Source organism: Emticicia sp. (genome assembly GCF_049241225.1).
In the GTDB taxonomy this organism is placed as follows: Bacteria; Bacteroidota; Bacteroidia; order Cytophagales; family Spirosomataceae; genus Emticicia.
Window position 1 is genome coordinate 1 of the sequence record NZ_JBMLRC010000294.1, and the last position, 20240, is coordinate 20240.

General features: G+C 35.9%; 21 protein-coding genes. 6 read left to right on the plus strand and 15 right to left on the minus strand.

From position 1 onward, the window contains the following. Positions 1–230 (minus strand): hypothetical protein (locus ACOVO2_RS15595; protein WP_421770867.1); only part of this gene is annotated, 230 nt, incomplete at its 3' end. Positions 231–295: 65 nt separating this feature from the next. Further along, positions 296–481 (minus strand): hypothetical protein, encoded by a 186-nt coding sequence (locus ACOVO2_RS15600; protein ID WP_188764186.1) that lies wholly within the window; start codon positions 479–481, stop codon positions 296–298. Positions 482–666: 185 nt separating this feature from the next. Between ACOVO2_RS15600 and ACOVO2_RS15605 the strand changes: the two genes are divergently transcribed. Beyond that, positions 667–1047, plus strand: coding sequence for a hypothetical protein (locus tag ACOVO2_RS15605; protein WP_421770868.1), 381 nt, complete (start codon positions 667–669; stop codon positions 1045–1047). On the opposite strand, the gene ACOVO2_RS15610 is transcribed toward ACOVO2_RS15605, so the two are convergent. The 5 genes from ACOVO2_RS15610 to ACOVO2_RS15630 all read right to left on the minus strand — a co-directional run bounded on the left by ACOVO2_RS15610 (position 1013) and on the right by ACOVO2_RS15630 (position 7050). Beyond that, positions 1013–1522: a DinB family protein gene (locus ACOVO2_RS15610; protein ID WP_421770869.1), complete on the minus strand. Its 510-nt coding sequence runs from the start codon at positions 1520–1522 to the stop codon at positions 1013–1015. The genes ACOVO2_RS15605 and ACOVO2_RS15610 overlap by 35 nt on opposite strands. 145 nt (positions 1523–1667) lie before the next feature. Continuing rightward, positions 1668–3089, minus strand: coding sequence for a glycosyltransferase family 2 protein (locus ACOVO2_RS15615; RefSeq protein ID WP_421770870.1), 1422 nt, complete (start codon positions 3087–3089; stop codon positions 1668–1670). An 11-nt stretch (positions 3090–3100) separates the two neighbouring features. Then, positions 3101–3928, minus strand: coding sequence for a hypothetical protein (locus ACOVO2_RS15620; RefSeq protein ID WP_421770871.1), 828 nt, complete (start codon positions 3926–3928; stop codon positions 3101–3103). Beyond that, positions 3928–4290: a response regulator gene (locus ACOVO2_RS15625; RefSeq protein WP_421770872.1), complete on the minus strand. Its 363-nt coding sequence runs from the start codon at positions 4288–4290 to the stop codon at positions 3928–3930. Before ACOVO2_RS15625 ends, ACOVO2_RS15620 begins: the two co-directional genes overlap by 1 nt. Before the next feature lie 60 nt (positions 4291–4350). Continuing rightward, positions 4351–7050 (minus strand): ATP-binding protein, encoded by a 2700-nt coding sequence (locus ACOVO2_RS15630; protein WP_421770873.1) that lies wholly within the window; start codon positions 7048–7050, stop codon positions 4351–4353. A 227-nt stretch (positions 7051–7277) separates the two neighbouring features. Here ACOVO2_RS15630 and ACOVO2_RS15635 point away from each other — a divergent pair, with 227 nt between their 5' ends. Continuing rightward, positions 7278–8516, plus strand: a complete 1239-nt coding sequence (locus ACOVO2_RS15635) for a YaiO family outer membrane beta-barrel protein (RefSeq protein ID WP_421770874.1) — start codon at positions 7278–7280, stop codon at positions 8514–8516. Positions 8517–8574: 58 nt separating this feature from the next. Here the strand turns inward: ACOVO2_RS15635 and ACOVO2_RS15640 are convergent, their stop codons facing one another. The 4 genes from ACOVO2_RS15640 to ACOVO2_RS15655 are packed head-to-tail and all read right to left on the minus strand — an operon-like array spanning position 8575 to position 11203. Beyond that, on the minus strand, positions 8575–9234 hold the full coding sequence (locus tag ACOVO2_RS15640; RefSeq protein ID WP_421770875.1) for a DUF2490 domain-containing protein: 660 nt from the start codon (positions 9232–9234) through the stop codon (positions 8575–8577). A gap of 59 nt (positions 9235–9293) precedes the next feature. Further along, positions 9294–9929 carry a DUF4956 domain-containing protein gene (locus ACOVO2_RS15645; protein WP_421770876.1) on the minus strand — a complete coding sequence of 212 codons (636 nt, stop codon included), beginning with the start codon at positions 9927–9929 and terminating at the stop codon, positions 9294–9296. Further along, positions 9898–10698, minus strand: coding sequence for a polyphosphate polymerase domain-containing protein (locus tag ACOVO2_RS15650; RefSeq protein ID WP_421770877.1), 801 nt, complete (start codon positions 10696–10698; stop codon positions 9898–9900). Before ACOVO2_RS15650 ends, ACOVO2_RS15645 begins: the two co-directional genes overlap by 32 nt. 31 nt (positions 10699–10729) lie before the next feature. Further along, positions 10730–11203 (minus strand): hypothetical protein, encoded by a 474-nt coding sequence (locus tag ACOVO2_RS15655; RefSeq protein WP_421770878.1) that lies wholly within the window; start codon positions 11201–11203, stop codon positions 10730–10732. Positions 11204–11869: 666 nt separating this feature from the next. On the opposite strand from ACOVO2_RS15655, the gene ACOVO2_RS15660 reads away from it, so the two are divergent. Then, positions 11870–12208 carry a hypothetical protein gene (locus ACOVO2_RS15660; RefSeq protein ID WP_421770879.1) on the plus strand — a complete coding sequence of 113 codons (339 nt, stop codon included), beginning with the start codon at positions 11870–11872 and terminating at the stop codon, positions 12206–12208. 122 nt (positions 12209–12330) lie between these two features. Here ACOVO2_RS15660 and ACOVO2_RS15665 read toward each other — a convergent pair whose 3' ends face one another. From ACOVO2_RS15665 to ACOVO2_RS15680, 4 genes are all read right to left on the minus strand, one after another. Further along, positions 12331–14616 (minus strand): sialate O-acetylesterase, encoded by a 2286-nt coding sequence (locus tag ACOVO2_RS15665; RefSeq protein WP_421770880.1) that lies wholly within the window; start codon positions 14614–14616, stop codon positions 12331–12333. A 105-nt stretch (positions 14617–14721) separates the two neighbouring features. Beyond that, positions 14722–15783 (minus strand): DUF922 domain-containing protein, encoded by a 1062-nt coding sequence (locus ACOVO2_RS15670; RefSeq protein WP_421770881.1) that lies wholly within the window; start codon positions 15781–15783, stop codon positions 14722–14724. A 21-nt stretch (positions 15784–15804) separates the two neighbouring features. Further along, entirely contained in the window at positions 15805–17475 is a 1671-nt protein-coding gene (locus ACOVO2_RS15675) for a DUF6029 family protein (RefSeq protein WP_421770882.1), read from the minus strand. Then, entirely contained in the window at positions 17472–17969 is a 498-nt protein-coding gene (locus ACOVO2_RS15680) for a TlpA family protein disulfide reductase (RefSeq protein ID WP_421770883.1), read from the minus strand. Before ACOVO2_RS15680 ends, ACOVO2_RS15675 begins: the two co-directional genes overlap by 4 nt. A 95-nt stretch (positions 17970–18064) precedes the next feature. Here ACOVO2_RS15680 and ACOVO2_RS15685 point away from each other — a divergent pair, with 95 nt between their 5' ends. The 3 genes from ACOVO2_RS15685 to ACOVO2_RS15695 all read left to right on the plus strand — a co-directional run bounded on the left by ACOVO2_RS15685 (position 18065) and on the right by ACOVO2_RS15695 (position 20057). Beyond that, the gene (locus ACOVO2_RS15685; protein WP_421770884.1) at positions 18065–19057 is read left to right on the plus strand and encodes an Omp28-related outer membrane protein; all 993 of its coding nucleotides are present in this window, start codon (positions 18065–18067) and stop codon (positions 19055–19057) included. 133 nt (positions 19058–19190) lie between these two features. Next, positions 19191–19610, plus strand: coding sequence for a DUF1801 domain-containing protein (locus tag ACOVO2_RS15690; RefSeq protein WP_421770885.1), 420 nt, complete (start codon positions 19191–19193; stop codon positions 19608–19610). A 15-nt stretch (positions 19611–19625) separates the two neighbouring features. Next, on the plus strand, positions 19626–20057 hold the full coding sequence (locus tag ACOVO2_RS15695; protein ID WP_421770886.1) for a GNAT family N-acetyltransferase: 432 nt from the start codon (positions 19626–19628) through the stop codon (positions 20055–20057). Positions 20058–20240: the final 183 nt, after the last annotated feature.

Below are 20240 nucleotides of genomic sequence, written 5' to 3' on the forward strand. Positions count from 1 at the left end.
GGTGCTACGAGCGTTTCGGAAGTATCTACCGAGGAATTCTTAATCGAACATTTCGTAAAACACAAATTGCAGTTAATGCTTAAATAATGAAGCCCTTCGATGAAAATCGAAGGGCTTTTATTTTTGAGATTGCTCAGGAATAAAATAAAGCAGAGCGAAAATCCCCCTGCTAATTCTTTGATTACTAACCTAAACAAAACTATATGATGAATCTTTAAGATGATAGACAAATAATTTTAAAAATCTTTATTCCTTAATTGTGTCTATCTTTAAATCTTATAAATCGTACTAAAAATTAGGCGGCAATTGAGAAATTCTCGATAGAATTATCGAAAACCTCATCAAAATCATCGCCCTCGAAGGCATCACCGTACAAATCTTCGTCGGTGTCTTCATACAAACGCTCTTCGCTGAGTCCGTTTGTGGTTCTCACGGTGTATTTCCAGTGAGTTTGGTTTAATCTGAATTTACTTTTAATCATTACTGGTGTTTTTAAATTTTACTGACACAAAGGTCGGGTTTTACTATAAACTAAAAATTGTGCCAATGTTAAGAAATCATAAACAAAAATTCGGTTTTAGAGCTTGATAAACTTTACTTTTTCTTAATGTTTTGGTAAACTCTTCCTAACATCTGCACGCTTATTTTGTAATAAAAACAAAGTTGATGCAAACAACGTTTCCGTCTCGCCAAAATCATTTTCAAAACCTGCTTACTTTAGCAATTTTTATGTTGATAATATGCTATTATGCCTTTAGTGGTATACCTAAAAGCGAGAAGTATTTGGTAGGCGACTCGCCCGAACAAAATAAAAATGTGGTGGTAGAAGCCAACATTAGTAAGCTGCGTGCGGCTGTGCTGATGGATGCCGATATGGTTGAAATAAATGGAAGTTTATATGCCACCGAAAATGCTTTGGAGGATTTGGTTGGCACAAAAAAAACAAAAGTAGCCATTCGGAAAATTCACGAAAAGCTACTTTTGGGCGATAAGCAAAGTGCTGTTAAGCTTATTAATCAATTGTCTGCTTTACAACTTTTGAAGTGACCAAAAGCTGCCCCAGATGCCTTGTTGTGTGTTCGGCTGCATGAAAAAGTAGCCCAATTACAGTCGAAGGAATTTTCGCTCTTCCAACGCCCCTGACTTCGGCTAAAGTAGCTTCATCGGTATTTTTTAGCTGAAAAATGGCTTTTTCTACTTGTTTATTGAAACCTTCAATGAGTTGTTGAACCGTAATCTCAGTATTCTCTACACCTTCTGATTTTAGGTTTTGCATCTGCATTTCGGTGAGCGATTCGCCGCGAGCATACGTGAATATTCGGTCGAGTACGCCTGCAAGATGCTGCAAATGAAAAGCCACTGAAGCCACTTTTGCGGGGCGTTGCCAAAGCAAATCATCAGGAAAATCGCTTAGGTATTCACTCAGTTCTTCCTCTGCTTGCAAAAGTGCATGAGCCACTGGTTGTAGGAGAGGAGGGATATCTGGCAGTGGCCCACGCAGCCATACTTCGAGTTTCGACATAAATTTAGTTAATTTTTTTACAATTATAGAAACATCGATAAGTAGTCTACGGTTCTGTAAAATGCTCATTATTAAGGCTTTACACAAAATAGAATTATCGATTAGTTTCGATCATTTATTTTTCTACGGAAAGATTAGCAAAGAATCATTTTTTCTGAAAACCTGTTCTTGTCATTTCTCCCCATCCTTTTGTTCCTACTATTTTATCACAGTAACCTTTTAAGGCTGATATAACAGCGAGTGGATGAAAATAAATTGGTTCGACGAGAGCCCCCACCAATAACTGGATGTAGTCTTGTATATCTGGATATTTATGGAAGGTTTTTTCTTCACTTAATAAAGCCAAAATCGAAAACATCACTGCAAAAAAATAGGTGAATAATAAAAGTAGTATAAAATACTGCCAATTAAGTAAGCCTAAAAGAGTGAATATAGCAGTTACGATCAATCCAACGGTTTCGATAAAAGGAGCCAAAAATTCAAAAAAAGTCCAATAAGGAACACTCAGCAACCCCAATAATTTATATTTAGGATTGAAAAACATTTTGCGATGTAACCACAGTGTTTCAATGGTGCCTCGCATCCAACGACTTCTTTGTTTTTTAAAAATTGTAAAATTTTCTGGGGCTTCTGTCCAGCAGAGTGGGTCAGGTATATAACTTACGGTATAAGGGAGATCCTGTTCGTGCATATATCGCCGCATTCTGACTATTAATTCCATATCTTCACCCACTGTTTTTGTATTGTATCCACCGACTTTTATGGCAATTTCTTTATCAAAAGCACCAAAAGCCCCACTGATAATCAATAATCCGTCTAAACTTTCCCAGGCCATTCTTCCCAAAAGAAAGGCTCTTAAGTATTCTAAGACCTGGATTCGAGGCAAGATCTTTTTTGGCACTTTTACTTCAACCAATCTTCCATCTTCAATTATACATTGATTTGCTATTCGTATCACTCCGCCTGTTGCAATTACTCGTTTATTATCTGCCTCTAAAAAAGGTTTAGCAAGTTTCAGCAATGAATCTTTATCTAAAACACAATCGACATCGATGCAGACAACGTATGGGTTTTGGGCAATATTAATACCTACATTTAGGGCATCGGCTTTGCCACCATTTTCTTTGTCCACTACAATTAATTTTTTATAAGCTGCATTCCGAGATTGATAAATAGCTCGAATGGCTTTAGTCGGTATTGAATCTGAATAATTTATATCAGATATTTCTAAATCGTAGGTATTGATTAGAATTTCTATCGAATTATCTTTGCTTCCATCATTTACGACTATTACTTCATAGTTGTTGTAATTAAGTGATAATAAGCATTTTACGTTTTCTTCTATAGTCAAGCCTTCGTTGTAGGCAGGAGCAATTAATGAAAGACAAGGTGAGTATTCGCTTGATAACAAGACTTCGTAGTTCACAAAGCTATTTCTTTTTAAGTAGTCTTTGAGCTCCCTTATTGAAAGATAGGCTAATATAAGATACGATACCATTACAAAAACAGCATATATCAATATTAATGATAAGTATAAGTCGATAAAGGTGGATAAGATTGAAGACATACTTGCCTTGTTTATACAACAATTGAAAGATTTTCAAGAACTTTCTGAGCTTCATTTTTAATTGATATGCTTCGTGAAGTTTGGTGTAAATCTTCTACAAAAGTTATGTTGTTTGATAATTGGAATGTGTGTATAATTTTTAATCCTAAACTTACGACTGATTTGTTTTTGGATGCCAGAAGTAGCTCAATACCATCAATTTCACGCGTATTACTACGTTTAATCGCCTCTATTATATTGAGTTGAGTCCAAATGTCGAATCGATGTTTATGCTTGATTAAGTGTAAAATACCATTCGTGCCATTAAGTTTTATACATGCATTAATAGCGGTTATTTTTAAAATTTTATTCTTTTTTTTGGAAATTTTGACAAGAGAATCGAATGCTTTAGAGATATTCATCTCTGATACCTCCATGATACCTTGACATTTAATTTCCCAATTTGGGTTTTTTAGCTTTTTGAAAGAGTCTTTAATTAATCTCGATTCGAGATAGAAATCTTCTAATTTTTTGGCATAAATTCCTTCATAGTTTTTATGAAGTTCAATGACTGACTTCATCATGTTTTTGCGAAATATACCATCTTGAAGCAGATCTACGGATATTTCTTCATTTTCAATTTCTTTAAAAGTTTTATCATAAAAAATTACTTTTATCAGAACATCCTCAATCATTGCGGAATATTTATGATCTAATGCTTCATTACGATTTCTCTTAAACCGGCTATATATCGTTAATGCGAATAAAATGATTGCTAGTAGGAAAAAAAGTAAAACTGTGAAATACAAAAAAGGTTCAATCCAAGACTGGCTCTCATATAATTGTTCAACATTGCTCATTATTGTTGATTAAATAATTTATTCATTCTCACAAGTAAGACAAGCGGACTTACAGGTTTTGCTATAAACTCATTTGCTCCAATATTAAACGACTCTAATTCTGTTTGTTCTCCATTAAGTGAAGTAAATATAATAATGGGGGTTTGTTTTTTCAGCGTGTTTCTAACATACTCAGTTATTTCCATTCCGCTACACCCTGGCATATTTATATCAGTCAGAATCATGTCATAGTTGTTTTCTTGAATAGAATTGATGGCTTCACGGCCGTTAGAAAATTGTGATACTCTAAATCCTTTCGATTCTAGAAAGAAAGAAAGCGTTTTTCTTAAGATATCATTGTCTTCGCAAAGAATAACTTTCATAATTTTAAATCACTTTGGTTAGTACTTTTTTACATCTATGCCGAATCGATTTAGCCAAAATCAGTAATCACTCATAATGAGCAAAGTTTGTTCGATATTTTTTTTGAAAGCAATAAAGTCACTCTCTATGTTACTGCTAATAATTGAATTTTTGGCATTATGCTCGGTAGTTTGTAAGAATTGAACTTCGTGGTCTAACTTAAACATTGCAAGCGACGATTTCATATGATGTGCAACCGATTTAATGCCAGGGTAATCTTGCTCTGCAATTTTTTGCTCAAGCAAAATCAGATCTTTGGGAACTTGTTGTGTAAAGAGCTTAATCATTTGGAGAATAAATTCCTCATTGCCTTCACTAAATGTTTCTAAATATGATAAATCTAATTTTGTGGCTTGGCCCGATGTGTGAGTAGATATTTCTTGTGGCATATGCAATAGTTTTTTTTCATCGAATCTGTTTTTGTCAAGAACAGATTGTATTTTTTCTAATAATTCTATTTGTTTAAACGGTTTAGCAAGGTAAGCATTCATACCAATATCGAAGCATTTTTGTTGCTCACCTACAAGTGAGTGAGCAGTCATGGCAATAATCGGTATATTTGATTTTAATACATTCCTGATATGAATAGTTGCTTGATAGCCATCCACTACAGGCATCTGCAAGTCCATCAGAACGATGTCGTAATGGTGATTAATTAAGGCGTTTATGCCTTCTTGGCCATTATTGACAATATCTAAATTAAAGCCAAATTTTTGAATAACATTTTTGGCTAATATCTGATTCAGGTGATTATCTTCACAGAGTAAAATAGAAAGCGAGCCTAACGATTGAGCATTAAGGGTATTGTCTCGCAAATTCTCTATACTTACGCAATCTACTTTTTGAAATGTAATTATAAATTGAAATTCTGAGCCTTTACCAAGTGTACTTTGGACTGATAATTTACCATTTTGCATAGAAACCAATTGTTTGACGATGTTTAGGCCTAAGCCCGAACCTCCAAACTTACGAGTAGTACTTGCTTCGGCTTGGGTGAATCGATCAAAAATGGCTTGAAGTTTATCTTCAGGAATTCCAATACCTGTATCTGAAACAGTGAATTGTAATGTAACAAAATCTGTGTTTTCATCGATTTTCTCTAATGAAATTGATACTTTTCCATTTTTTGTGAATTTTATGGCGTTTCCCGCCAAATTAACTAATATTTGGTTGATTCGGCCTTTATCGCCAAGAATAAACTCAGGTATGTCCTCGGCGATTGATAAGCTAAAATCATTATTATTCTGATTTGCCTTTATTTTAAGCAAATTTTGCACATGCTGTAATGTGTCGGTAATACTGAAAGGATAAGATTCAATGACTAATTGTCCAGATTCTATTTTTGATAAATCTAAAATATCATTGATGATAAGCAATAGGTTATCGCCCGCAACCTGTATATGATTTATAAAATCATGTTGTACTTTATCAAGCTTACTTTGAGATAACAACTCCGTAAAACCAATAATGGCATTTAGTGGAGTTCTGATTTCATGGCTCATATTTGCTAAAAAACTGTCTTTAGCGTACACCGCCAATTCGGCCGCGTTTTTGGCGTCAATGAGCTCTTGTTGAGCTCGCTTTTTCGCTCGATAATCTTCTGCAACACCTAAATGACCAATTATATCGTTGTTACTATTTCTGACACACGTAATACTAAGCAAAATTGGGATACGTCTTCCAGATTTAGTAATATATGTCCACTCATTTGCATCAACTTTATTTTCTAAGCACGCTTTCAAAACAAACGTATCTTTGCCGGGCATTATTACTTGTCCTAGTTCTAATGATAAGGCTAAAGTTCGTTCCATTATCTCATTTGAATCATGAAAAAATTCGGGTGTTCGGCCAATGACTTCATCATTTGTATATTCAATTAAATCTAATCCTGCTTTATTTATTCGACGGATAATTCCATCTGTATCAGTAAAAATAACCGCAAAAGAAACCGCATTAAATATAGAGTTCATCACAGAGATTAAGGTTAGAATATTGGCTTCTCTGTTTTTCTTCTCAGTGATATCAATTAGTTCAGATTTAACATCAATATCTACAAGCTTTTTGTTGTTAAAGACAGCCTGAGTATTAACTTCTAACCAATAGCTCTTATTGGTATTACTATCATCGCTCAGGTTTTCATAATCTGTAAGAATTGATTCTGATATTTGTTTTACTGCACTATTTAACTGAGGTAATGGCGTATTTGTTTTTTCGAGTTTCTGAAAATTTATTTTATTTAATTTTAAGGTCGAATTAATGTTGTTGGCAAAGGTATTGAAGGCTTTTTTCTCTTGTTCGGTTAATTTTTTTGGCTCGAAATCAGCTATAAATACTGTACCGACAAAATCATTGATTAAACCAAAACTAATGCTTGCATAAAATTGTATATTTTGATTCAGTAAAACTGGTATATCATTGGTGTACGCTGTTTTTGAAATATCAGGTATCTCTAAAACTCCTTGTTGTGATACAATATCTCTAAAAAAACGATTTCCGATCGAGAGACATTTTTGTTCAATACCAATTTTTGAAATAAGCCATTGTGTATTGTTAGCATTGAAAGCGATAGCTGTGACCGGAACTTGAAAGAATTGAGCTATAAGCTCAGAAAGATTATTTAAAGCAGTCTCATCTACCCAATTAAAAATAACCGGGATCTGAGATAAAGGATATGCATTTTTAGATACAACTTTATCTATCTCAATTGATGGCTTATTCATGGTCGCTAGGAAAGTAATCAACTAAATAAGAAGATATGCAAGTACTTCTTACTTAATTTTTTAGAGATATGTGTTAATTAAGCAGAGCAAAAATCACACCAATAATTTGGTTTTTAATATTTTTTATTATTCCGTGACTTTCAGAAATATATGTAGCATGAATTTTGCTACTTATTGATAATTTTAGACTCATTTTTAATGTATTTTACGCATCCTAATAACTATTTATGAAAGCTTTTTTTTGTAAGGTAATTTTATTTCTCTTCGTAATAAATTTGGCACGGGGCCAGGGTGTATCTGCTGATGAACTTTTTGCTCAAGCTCGTACGAGTGCATTTATAAACAAAAGCTACACACAAGCAATTCGGCTTAGTAAACAAGCTCTGGCCATAAATCCTGAATACACTGAAGTGGCGGTTTTTTTAGGCCGAGTATACACTTGGAATGGGCAAAAAGATAGTGCTATGGTTATTCTAAGGAATGTTCTCAGTAAAGACTCCCAAAATGAAGATGCCTCGCTGGCATTAGGTAATTTGTATTATTGGAACAGTCAGAATAATGATGCCTTAGAAGTGATCAATAATAGTTTAAGGATTCATCAAAATTCAGAAGAATTGAAATTTTTGAAAGCTAATGTATTAGTAAACATGAGGCATTGGAAAGAGGCAGATTCATTAGTAAATAATTTGTTGGTGATTAAAACAAAGAATCCACAAGTGCGGGCTTTGGCCAATAGGATTAGAGAAAACCTAACGCAAAATATGGTGAATGTGTCTTATGGTTTTATTAATTTTGATAAACAATTTCCTAATCCTTGGCATTTATTTAGTATTGATTACGGACTAAGAACCAACATTGGCTTGTTCTTTGGGCGTTTAAACTATGCTAATCGATTCAATAAAGATGGACTACAGCTCGAACTGGATGCTTATCCACAAATTTCTAAAAACATACAAGCTTATTTAAGTGGTGGTTACGCTACACAATTTGGCGTTTTTCCTAAATATCGGGCCGGGGCTTCTTTATATTTTACAATGCCAAAGGGATTTGAGACTGAAGTGGGCTTTCGATATCTTAATTTTGGAAATAGTACTTGGATATACACGGCATCATTGGGTAAATATTATCGAAAGTTTTGGTTTAATTTTAGAACTTATCTAAGCCCAGAATCCTCTAAAATTTCGAGCTCTTATGCATTTCTTACGCGTTATTACTACGGCGGAGTAGATGATTACTTTAGTCTAAGACTTGGAACTGGCCTATCGCCTGATAATTCACAAAACATAGCCCTAATCGGGAAGAATGATTATCGTTTGGTATCAAACAATGTGGCTTTGGGGGTCCGAAAGGCTATTCGTGGAACTAACGTATTACTACTAAACGGAGGCTTGAATTTGCAGGAATATAAACTACAAACTATTGACAGGCAAATCGAAATCGGGTTGGGATATATAAAGAGGTTCTAAGAATTATGTGTTATGGTTTTCACCACAACACATAGTATTTGCCTTTATTTGTGAAGTTTTACTTAACTTTAATTACAAAATTAAAATTTATACCTAAGATATTTTTAGTATCGGGATACTTCTTGTTTACGTCGGGCTGCCAGATATAATAGAGGCTCACACTTTTATTTTTTAGGTATTCGTAGCTTATATTGGCACGATTTCGCCAAAAATCCGTCTCGAAAACTCCATCGTTTTTGTGCATAAATGGCTCGGTCGAAACACTAAAGTCTAATTTTTTGGTGAAAGCATACTTTATACCGAACCTTGAGCGAAGATAATTTTCGGCCGTACCTTCATCATCGCCCACAAATGTTTGTTTTTGTGATTGATAGGTTTCACGAAGCGAAAACGTAAATCTATTGATTTTGTATTTCGCTTCGATATTGGCCGATAAACGATTAAACTTTTCTCCATTGACCATGCCGAGTCGATAACCAACGCCCGCTGAAATGTATTTATTTATCTTTTTTTCGCCGCCAAGATAAATGTACGAGCCTCGATAATTTGAGGAATTTTCGTTGAATCGGGTACGAAATTCGCCCGAAACCTCCCAGCCTTTGGGTAGGTCTAAATTAAGCCCGATTCCTTGACGAGTCTGAAAATCTACTTCTGATTTTTGGGCAAATGTGACCAATGAAACGAATAATAGGCTGATTATTTGAAGGTATTTTTTCATAAAGGAAAAGTTTAGTAGGTGTCATTCTCTGGTTGAGGAGAGGTGCATTTTAGAGAAAATTATTCATAAAAATAAATCGTCATGCGAGTGGCATCTTTCAAGAAATCAATCTCTTGGATTTCTACCCGATGAACATTGAAACCCGTACGTTTTTTCAAATCGGCTAATAATTCGGTACGTTTTTCGGGTGTAATCAGATTGATATTATCATAAATAATATTTTTGGTAAACTCTTTTTTGATGAGCCAATTGCTTTCGAGCAAAAACGTTGCGATAAGAATAATACTATTCAAAAGAGCCAGCTCGTCCCAGCCGCCTTTACTGATGGCCGAAAGTAAACCGATAGCAATGACCAAAAACAGATAGGTCATATCTTTGGTAGAAATACTCTCGGTGCGGTAGCGAAGCATCGAGAAAACTGCAAACAAACCGAAAGCTGCTCCCATCGACATCTCTACTTTATTGAGCAGGTAGGTTATCAAGAAAATAACTAAGTTGAAAGCAAAAAATGTAAGGTACTGGTCGGCTTTTTTGTAGTTTTTGTAGAAAATCAGGCGAATCAGTACAAAAACTGATACTAAATCAATAAATAATCGAATAAAGAATTTGCTTGAAAGTTTATCAAATAACTCGAAAGAAGCTGTTTGAACGTTTTGTAGGGTGTCAGGTGTAAGCGTTTGCTGTAAAAGATTCATATTGGTGTAAGGTTTTTGAAATTCTTTTTAGGTGTTTTTTGAAATTATTTTGTTTGACGCCCTCGAAAAGGCTGATGATTCCGAAGCAATATTTGCTTATCGAGCCCGATTTTAGTTGGTATTTTTTCAGAATATCCAGTATCGGCGATGCTCCCACTTTTTCTTGTTTGATTTCGGCAATCGCTATTTGTGCGTATTGAACTTCTTTTGAATCATTCTTAAACGTAAGCTCCAAATCAATCGTGAGGCGTTCGGGGCTTTGCTTGCTCACGAGCGTAAGTCTGCTATAATTGACCCACATCACGCCTTGTAGGTACTGAGGTTCGAGTGGGCTGATTTTACTCAAAAAAGCCGAACTTTCGTCGTGCAAATATGGCTCGTTGATTCCCTGAGTTTTGATACGTTTTTTGATGGTTCGACCGTGATTGTTTTTAAATTTTACTTCAAAAAACTGCAAATTTGAGCCAACATAATTGCGTGAACGTACCTTATATCGATTCTGCTTACCAACTTGATGTTGATGATAGAGCCGTAAATCTTCGGTATCGTAATAAAGCGTTTGGTAGGGGCAAATTCGTTGATTATCAATCTCTAAGAGTTTGTAATATTGCTTGGCATCGGCCAGAATATCGGGTAAAAAATTTATTGGAATCAGGTATTTTACATCCATTCTGTCCATCAGTTTTACCCCCTCCATTTCGGCCAAAGTAATCGGCTCAAAGAGTGTTACTTCTTCTTGTATTCTATCGAAAAAAAAATCTGTTGTCATAGTAAACTCCCCCATCGGGGGGCGGGGGCTTTTAAAACTCATAAATATACTTTTTGGTCTGAATCAATTTCCCTTTGGCATCGTAGGTTTTCTTTTCTGTTCTTAATCCTTTTCCGTTGATTACATAAACCGAACGGCTGATTAATACATTTTTTGCATCGTATTTGATTTCCTCCGATTTCTCGCCATCAGCATTATATTTATACACAAAACGATTGATTTGCTTGCCTGTGGCGTCGAAAGTAGTTTCTTCTATTTTATCGCCATCTTTATTGAATTTTGTAGCAATTTTATCTTTTAATGCTCCAGTTTTATCGTAATTGACTTCCAAAATAACCTCACCTTCTTTATCAAATTTCTTTGTTACATCATTGTGGCTAATCTCTTTTCCGTTTTCATATTCTACGATAACTTCGGTGATTCCTTTGACTCCATTCTTACGAATATCTTTTTTTGATTGTGCCAAAAGACAAAAAGGCATTAAAAGCAAAATTAAAATTCTCATGTTTTTAGTTTATGGTAGCTTACCTGTTCTAAGCGTTTATCTTAGCAATATCGTTACAAAATTCAATACTTGACCTTTTATCATGATAAAAAATCTTTACTTTACCTTATTTTTCGATCAGATAGAAATAAAAATATTCTGTCAATTTAGTGTTGCCGAGTACTATTTCAAAAATAGTAATGATTGTAGCAGCTGTACGATAATTGAAAATTAAACTTTCTATAATAAGACTCATATTTTGCGTAATGCGTTGCGTCAGTGTATAAAAATTTGAGTTGAGAACATCAGTCAGCTATTTTGGTCATTCGACTCTCTACATCTGGAGTTTAATAAACCCTTACTTTTGAATCTCAAGATTATAATCTCATTGCAATCAAGCTACTTTTGCCGTGAGTTCGTAGTTTAGTAAATCACACGGATTGCGATGTTTACGGGGTATTTGAATAAAAGCATCAAGAATTTGATTTTGGGCTCAATGTTTGGTTTATCAGTGGGTTTTCTAGAAAAAGTCAGCCAAAAATTAGACGGTAGACATGCCATTACATTAACGCTAATTAATGTGTGGTTGGCTGTCGAAAAAAATAAGATGTGTGTATATTGAAAGAAAAAAAACTTACTTTTATGAGCAGTTTTGGTCATGAAATTTAATAAAAATCAGGTTTTAGCATGAAAAAGTCAACTCTCTATCAGATCTTACTGAAGCCATTTGGAATCATAATACTTGGTGCGTTATCTTTTTCGAGTTGCGATTGCCTACAGAAAGTAGAGGGAAAAGTCTATGACGCTCAGTCGATGGGAATTTTACAAGATGTGGTGATTTATAAGAAGACCCAGCCATATCATACGATTAAGACCGATATGAATGGAGATTTTAAGTTTAGTGATGTTGATGGAGGAAGAAATTGCTCGGAGGTATCGTTGGTTTTTGAAAAACTAGGCTATCAGTCAGATACCATCAGTTTTTCAGCAAATAGTGTGGGAGTGGAAGTAAAACTAAAAAAGTGATCAAGTTGCCTTAATCACTTCATTGTTGGTATAAAATTTTAGAAACTTAATTTGGTAAATGGCCGAAAATTATCAACAGTACGAAATCTTAAAAATGAGTTTTTCACAGCACCATCGACTCATTATTTCATAATTATTATCTCTTTGGATTCTAAAAAGTCGCCATATTGGAGTTTCAAAATATATTTTCCTGAAGGTAAATATGTCAAGTCAACGAAACGACGCTCAGATAAACTTTGAATTGAAGAGGAAGTAAGATACTGGCCTTTCTCGTTATAAACTGTAAGCACGGAACTTTCGATATTTTCTTTTGATTCAAGCGTTATCATGCCATTTGTGCTTGGATTCGGATATACAATGATTCCGGATAGTTCGGGATTTGGTTTGAAAGAAAATGCTCCGGAAATATTTGAGCGACAACTCAGGGTTTTGTTCGGTAAGGTGTAATTTCGTAGAGCCGTTACTGTAACAAAACTTTGGTTAATCAATTTTAAAAAGGCTGTTTTGTTTGACGATAAGTTTCCGTCTTGTTTCCATTCGAAGTTTAAATCAGTTGCTTCGGTCTTTTGTTTGGCTTGCAGCGTATAAGTACCGACTTGTATGATTTCGGGTGTCTCAGGGCGACTTTTTATTGACATGATTGCTGGGTCAGAATCAACCGATAAACAACCATTTTCATCTTTCTGACGAACCGTAATCTTATACTCACCCGGATTACGTAAGGTAATGATTGATCCACTTTCGTTATTACTCCAAATACTTTCCTTTATACTTGTAGAGGCAAGTGTGATGGTATTTCCTTCACAGACAGCTACATCACTTTGATAAATGACGGGTTTGCCAGGTAATGATAAAGTTTGAGTTTGAATAACATTCGATTCGGGTGATATACATCCTAATGCACTAATACCTCGCACACTATATGAACCACTATTTTTGACCGTAATTTGCTTTTTAGTTTCGCCTGTATTCCAGATAAACGATGAATATTCAGCGTTGTCGGTCAAGAGATCGGTGCTTGTACCTTCACAGAAAAATGGACTTTGTTTGGCATAAGCGAAAGGTTTGTTAGTAGGAAACACTTTTTTTACATCAACTGTATTGGTAAAGAAATAATTACCTGTTTTATCTCTTACAGTGGCATTAAAAGTTCCCGTGGATGCCGTTTGTGTCGTGGTAGTAGTGTTATTCGACCATGTTTGCAAATTGTAGGAAGCAGGCACACTTAGCGTAACTTTATCGTTGACTTGACAAGAAGCATTCAAGGCAATGTGTGGTGAAGGCAAAAAAGGGACCGACTGGCTAAAAAAACGATTACTCATCTTATTATCCCATGCTTTTGCAAGCTCAGAAATCCCCACATCAGTAAAATGCACTCCTTCGGGGCGAGGCACCTGAATCGAATCAGTGTATGGACCTTCAAAAATATAATCCGATACATTGATGACGCTATTTTGTGCGTTAATTACAGGTGGATAGACTTGATTGGTATTGAGTAAAGAAGCTCTAGAAACCATCCAACTGATTTTTTTTCCGGTTTCTGTTCTGCTCTTTTCTATAATCTTTTTTAGTGCTGTAGCGTAATAATCTTGTGTAGTTTTTAATTCAGATTCGGCTTCGCCTTGTTCCCATAAAACTGATCGTAGGCCTAACTGAGAAATATAATATTGCAGTGAAATTCGTAGATATGAATATGGGGTATTACGCGGATAGGTAAACTGAAAAAACGGGTGCTTTGTGTCTACTCCAATTGAGCTGCTATACCAGTTTTCGATGCTTGAACCTTCGTAGGCGGCATTGAAAAACATAATCGGCACATTGAGGCGTTTGGCCAGTAAGTCGCCTAATTCGCCCCAACACCAAGCCCCTTGTCCACGGGGTGCAATTGATGAGGTGCGTTCGATGTGTGAAAAACTTTGGAAAGGGGGGATTTCATCTAAGAAATCAATTTTTTGGTAATCAAAACAATTGACACGATCATCGACCGATGCTTGTTCACCAAAGTTTCTTTTGCCCTCGGCATTTGATTGCCCTGCAATCAGAAATACTTCTCCGATGCCAATTTTATCGACTGTAGATTGTGTGACCACAACTCCGCTTTTAATACCTCTAACTTGTAATTGATACCAGCCACCTGTACCTTTTATTGAGCCAATAAATGAGCCAAACTGCGGTTTATCACTTACAACAGCCCAATCAGTAGCTATGCCTTGGCCAACTTTTACAGGTATAATTCTTGCTTCAACTTTGTCAATAGTTCCTTCGTAAATGCCTGATATATAGATGTTTGAGGTATTGTTGTTATCTCTTTGAAAAACACTTCTTGTTAATGGTAGGTTAATCGTGATTTGTGAAAATCCAGCAATGTTGACAAGTGATAGAAAAAAAAACAAAACAAGGTTTCGCATCAGTAAATACTGTATTTCGTTTAAAAATGACCACAAATATAGTCATTTTCTTAAATCTTTCTTAAAACAATGCTTTTTTTGTATTATTTCAAGAATAGTCGATATTTAATTGCCAAACTCATTGAGCCATCTTCTTACTTTTGCTTCCCAAGCTGCCTGATTTTGCCTAGAGATACTATGATTAGTTTCGTTATCATATTGTTTTTGTAATTGATTCATTTCTCGGTACGATTCTAAATATTCGTACTGAATCATGCTGTTGAGGTCGATGATTAAATCGGCTTGCATCGCCAAAATTTTCTTCTTGAATCGCTCCGTTATTACTTTGGCAATATCAAAATGAAGTTGCTCATGAGCAAGTGCGTAATCGCTCAAAGCGTTTGGCTGCATCCACGACATTCCGCGGACCATGTAGGTTTTGGTCGAAATTTTAGCCACAATATAATTATCAATGACTTGAAAACTTGCCCCATAAGCAAAGTTGGCAAAAATGGCCGCTCCGTAGCGAGTATTGGTTGGCTTTCCTCTAAAATCATCCCAGTTTACTTTTCTGGTATGATGATAAATGGTGTCATTATCATTGGCATCATTTTCGGGCATAAAGATAATCTTCACACCCTTGATGAGAGCTTCGTGTTTACTCCCATTTAGCGTAAGCCATTTATCGAAATATTCGAGTGATTTGCCCAGTAAAGAACTTAGAATTGATTCATATTTTGCGTTAGGCATCTGAATATCCGAACGCACAAAAGTGGTACTGGTGCTTGTTTCGGTCAGTAAAACCGTATCTTTTTTGCCGATTCGGTCAAAGGCAACTTTTAATTGGATTTGGCCAGAAAAATTGCCATTTGGTAGCTTCGATTCGCTTATTTTTAAGTCAAGAATTCGGTATCTGAGCAGCAGTTGGGCTTCTTTATTTGGTAGTGATTGCGTAAGAAATCTCTTGATGGCGGTTTCGGTTCCTGCTTTAAAATTGATGGGGTCTTTCTGAGCAGCAGATACGAAAGCTTGGCCAATATTTTCTCGTTGTGGGCGAGCATCAACGACATCCACAATATTAAAACTTGGTTTAAAACTTACTTTTTCGGGGTTGAGCGTTAGTAGTTTTTGTGAGTACGCTTCCTGCCCCAAGGTCAATACCAACAATAAAACTTTGATTATTTTCATTGAATGATTCAAGTTTCTCTATCAAAAACTACTCGTAAGCGATGCACTAAAACCCGTGTAGGCAGGCGTAAGCCGACAAATACCGCCCACACACAATAGGCCTTCTCGCTGACGACCATAACCTACTGATAATCGGTGCGATTTATAACTAAAAGCCGAACCAATGTTTGGGTAGTGTTTTACTTTCTCAAAACTAAAATTACCGTAATTGATTTCATCAGAAATATAGAAAAAATATTTGGGCGAAACACTGTATTCAACCAAACTCATGGCCCAATTTCCTTTGTCTTGTTGGGTAGATAAATGTTGTAATTCAAAACGTAAAGCCTTCTTTTTCAAGAATTTGACTGTTCCATCAAAAATAAACGTATAAGATTTTATCATTTCGGCAAACGTACCCAGAATCTGACCTTTGTTATAATTGAGATAGACAAAAACCATGTTGGTTTTAAATTTCTTCGACCATTTTTTCTCGAATTCGATATTCAAATCTCGGTAATATTTTTCTTTACCAATTTCAAAAATACTACTCGTATAACCTTCTTCGCCTTCAATTGTTTTTTTATTCAGAGCATTGAGTGCCGCAAAATTGAGCGAAAGCGTAGCATCGTTTTCAAATGTATAAATGGCATCAATCTGTCCACCCACTTCGCCCATCACTTGTGAGGCATACGGATAAAGCGTTAGCAGTCGATAAGAATGTTGTTTGGTGGTGGCAGGAATAAAACTTAGTAGTGCATTATTGAGGGTTTCGGAACGTTGGCTGCGGAAATCGAAATTATCAATGCGTTTGAGGTTTAAGGCTAACGATAGTTTATCAAAATCAAGATTGCTATTCATCAATAAAGCCGAACCTCGGTGGGTAATATAGCGATTGGCGGGCGTAGCATCAGCCGATTTCGTGATGTATTCAGTCGAAAAACTAAAATTATTTCGTTGAAAATTCAGCCGCCCACCAACTGCCCAAACGTTGGGTTTTACGCTTGTCAGAATACCGTCATAAGGTTCGTTTTTATTCACAAAACTAAGCCCTCCGCTCCATTGATTAGTGGTAGAATCCTTACTAAATCTAAAATCATTGTCCATTCCAATAACCAAACCATCGGCATGCTTGAAGCCCAATCTTTGCTTTCCGCCTATCAATTTTACGGTATAATTTTTAGTTGGGTTGGCTTTTAGTTGAAAACCATCGAGCGAAGTATCCATTCCCAAAAAGCGTTGTTCTTGTGTTCGGAGAATCATTCCGCTACCAAATTGTTCATAAAAATTACCAATCGTAGCCGATATTTTATCATTTTGGTAAGAAATAAATTTATTGACCAAGCCTCGTCCTTCTAAATTGAGCGGATAGCCCAACAATGGTGGAAAGTAAGCCTCATATCTTATACCTGCTCTAAATTTTCGGTACTGACCTTGCAGTGTGAGATAGTTATTGGATGCTATTTTTGACTCTAATTGCTCATAAATTAATGAATTATCGTTGGTATATCGCTGAAAGTCAGATTGTAAACTGCCTGAAAATGACTGCCCCCTAACCCCCGATGGAGGAATTATGAAAAGCATAACTAAAAGAATTGTTACAGCCCTATCAATTGCCGTCTGGGCGACCCCGTCTGCTTTTAGCTGACGGAATGTAGCAAAAACATTATCAGACTTTAGTCTAAAGTAAATCTGAGATAGAGACTTTCTCATTTGATTTTTCGGATAGCTTCGATGTAGGCTTCTTCATCACCCGAAGCGTAGGAAGTATGCTGATAAATTATTTTCCCTTCGGCATCCAATACAAATGTATGTGGTACGTTCAATACATTGATGGCTCTTTGCAAATCGCCATTTTCATCAAGATATACTTCAAATTTCCACTTTTTACTATTGATGAGTGTTGGCACACGGCCTTTACTGCGGCTATCATCCACCGAAATTGCAATAAATCGTACGTTTTTTTCGGCTTGCCAATCGGCTAAATTTTCGTTGATGGCATTGATTTCTTGCAGACAAGGCTTACACCAAGTAGCCCAAAAGCTAATGATGGTTGGTTGAGAGCCTTCACTAAATTGTTTGGTAGAAATAGACTGTCCTTTTAAGTCTTTGATTGAAACATCTGGTAGCGATTTTTGTGCCGAAAGCTGTAACGAAACTAAAAACAGAAAAAAAGTCAATTGGTTAGCACGAATGATAGCAAACATTTGATAAGCAGGTTTTTATGAATGAAAACGCAATTCTGATGCCAAACATTGTAAGGCATGGTTTTTGTTATTAAATGAATAAACATAAATAAGTAATGAATAAAATATTTGTCAGTGCGATTGTCTTTGTTTTTAGCACTTTTGTGTTTTTGCAATGCACCAGAGAAACCGCTTCTGAGCCAGAACCCACCATTATTACCGAGCCAGTTTCGACCGACCCAAACGTTGGTTGTACTGATGCCGCTGCTACAAATTTCAAATCTACTGCCACCGAAGACGATTGTAGCTGTAAGTACGATTATTTAAGTAAAGTTTCGACCAAAACTCCGCAAGATTTTACAAGAAAAGTATTGCTCGAAGAGCATTCTGGCACTTGGTGTGGTTGGTGCCCGTTGGCTAAAGAAACCTCTAAAAAACTGACAGTAAGCCCAAGCGTGATAAGCGTTGAGATTCATTATAACGATGAAATGACGGCCGATAAAGACAAAATCTATAATCCGCTGAAAAATAAATACGGGCATCCAGCTTGGCCTTCGGGCATGGTGAATCGTAGAAAATCGATCGTAGGAAGTACATTTATCATTGGTGAAAGTGAATGGACTGTAAATGTGAATGATTTGCTGAAAACCGAAAAATTACCCGTTGGAATTGCCCTCGAAAGTAGCTTGAATGATAAAGAGCTTACACTCATGAGTCATGTAAAAGTAAATACAGCTACTGAAGATGCCTATGGTTTGGGCATTTATCTGGTTGAAGATAAAGTAGCGGGTTTTCCGCAGGCCAATTACGCAAGCAGAAATACTCTTTTTCAAAAATATGAAGCCTATACTTTGCCGTCAATGATTGAGAATATTCTGCACGAAAACGTCGCTCGTGATGCAATTGCTCCGTTGATAGGGGGGCTGAATATTCCTGCGGCAGCCATAAAAAATGGTAAAGTGTACAAAAAACTTTTTAAGATTACGCTTCCAAATAGCGTCATCATCAAGGAGAATTGTCAAATAGTAGCTTTTTTGATGAATCAGAAAACTAATGAAATCGTAAACGTACAGATTGCTCCTGTTGGCAAATTGAAAGATTGGGATTAATGTAGCCACAGCCCAGAGAAAAGTAAATTTATGCTTTCTTCAATTATTTAAAAATCCCGAAACCTCTGCGTATTTTGATATGCAGAGGTTTTTTTGTTAATTTAGGACTGAAAACCTTCGTCTTTAAAAGATTATGGCAACCAATAAAACTACCGAAACACAAGCCAGTGTCAGTGATTTTATCAATCAAATCACCGATGAGGCCAAACGCAATGATGCTATTAGATTAGTCGATATTTTCAAAAATCAGACTGGATTTGAGGCTATTCTTTGGGGACCAAGTATCATTGGTTTTGGAAGTTATCATTACAAATACGCCAGCGGACACGAAGGTGATGCACCATTGGTAGCTTTTTCGCCACGAGCTTCGGCCATTTCGTTGTATCTTCATGTACCAGCTGAACAAAGAGAAGATTTATTACAAAAACTGGGTAAAACTAAATCTGGTAAAGGCTGTATTTATGTAAAAAAGCTCTCTGATATTAATCTCGATGTGCTTAATGAGCTGATTGAGATTTCGGTGAGTTCTCTCAAAAAATTATATCCGTCTTGAACTTTTGATAAAAAAATGACTATTAAAGAAATAACCACCCTTACGCCCACTATACAAACAGCCATTCAGCGTTTCATTGATTTGCTCGTAACTACACCCTACACGGCTTCTGCCGAAACCCTTACGGCCCTTGTAGCATCAGAAAACAGCCATTTATTTTTGGCGTATGATGAGGCCGAAAATATAATGGGAATGATAACCGTAGGCATGTATTATAGCCCAACTGGCAAAAAAGCTTGGATTGAAGATGTAGTAGTAGATGATACGTATCGTGGGCAAGGTATCGGCGAAAAACTGGTGCAACATGCCATCGAATTTGTGAAAACCAAAGACGTAAAATTATTGATGCTCACCTCGCACCCAAGCCGAATTGCGGCTAATAAACTTTATCCGAGAGTGGGCTTCAATAAACGAGAAACCAATGTTTATAAAATGCAGATTGAATAAAAATACTTCCATGAATTATCTCAATTTTATAAGTAGAATACCTTATAAAATTGAGATAATTATGAGACCATCATTCATTGCCGTCAGTTTCAACTGACGGATACCAGCACAAAATAAAACAGATTTGACTTTAGTCAAACCTACTATTTAGACTAAAGTCAAATTTGTTCCAATAAAAGTATC